Raw genomic sequence first — 693 nt, 5'->3', positions numbered from 1 at the left:
TACGGATTTCAAGTGTAAGATCTGCATCAGTCGGTAGATTCGCTTGTGATTCACATGAAAATCATGTTCTCGGTTTATTTTGATTGTCATTTGGCGATATCCAAGGATTCCGTTCTTTTCTTCATAAGCATCTTTGATGATTGATAATAAAGTTTTGTTGAAACTCTCATTATCGCTTTCTTTTCTATTTAGCCACTTATAATATGAAGAACGTTGGATGCCACCGACTTTACAAAGTTCACTTATTGAATAGGATTTCTCGTTATTAAGATTTTGTATAGCGAGATATATTGTTTCATTCTGAACCGGATTTAAAATCGCCGCCTTTCTATCTCGTCCAACTTTTTTAGGAAGTCTATCTCAATCTGCTTTCTTCTGTTTTCAGCTTCTAGCAGCTTGTTCTGTGCCCTGAGTTTTTCTACCTCAGACATCTGATTCTCAGACTTCTTTTTGCCACGTCTGTCCTGAAGTGCTTCCACACCATTTTTTAAATATTTGGTTGTCCAAGAGTAAACTTGCTGGTAGGAAACCTGAAATTCGTTTGCTGTTTGAGCATAATTGCTTTGGTGCTCTATGCAGTATTTGACGATATCAATTCGTTCATTGTATGTAGTTGTACGGCCTTTTGTCATGATAATTAACCCTCCTGTACCGGAAGTTTTCAACTTCTCATGACCATTATACTTTAAAACC

General features: G+C 36.7%; 2 protein-coding genes. Both read right to left on the bottom strand.

Annotated features, from left to right (window positions below; translation table 11 throughout):
* Window positions 1-219, bottom strand: a 219-nt coding sequence (locus BHU72_RS16555; RefSeq protein WP_367114477.1) for an IS3 family transposase, incomplete at its 3' end; no start/stop codon positions are given.
* 92 nt (window positions 220-311) lie between these two features.
* Window positions 312-693: helix-turn-helix domain-containing protein (locus tag BHU72_RS09315; protein WP_218076124.1), on the bottom strand; the 382-nt coding region annotated here is incomplete at its 5' end.

The sequence above is a fragment of the Desulfuribacillus stibiiarsenatis genome, from assembly GCF_001742305.1.
Lineage (GTDB): Bacteria > Bacillota > Bacilli > Desulfuribacillales > Desulfuribacillaceae > Desulfuribacillus_A > Desulfuribacillus_A stibiiarsenatis.
The sequence above is the reverse complement of the archived record's forward strand: the minus strand, read 5'-3'. Positions and strand labels throughout refer to the sequence as shown.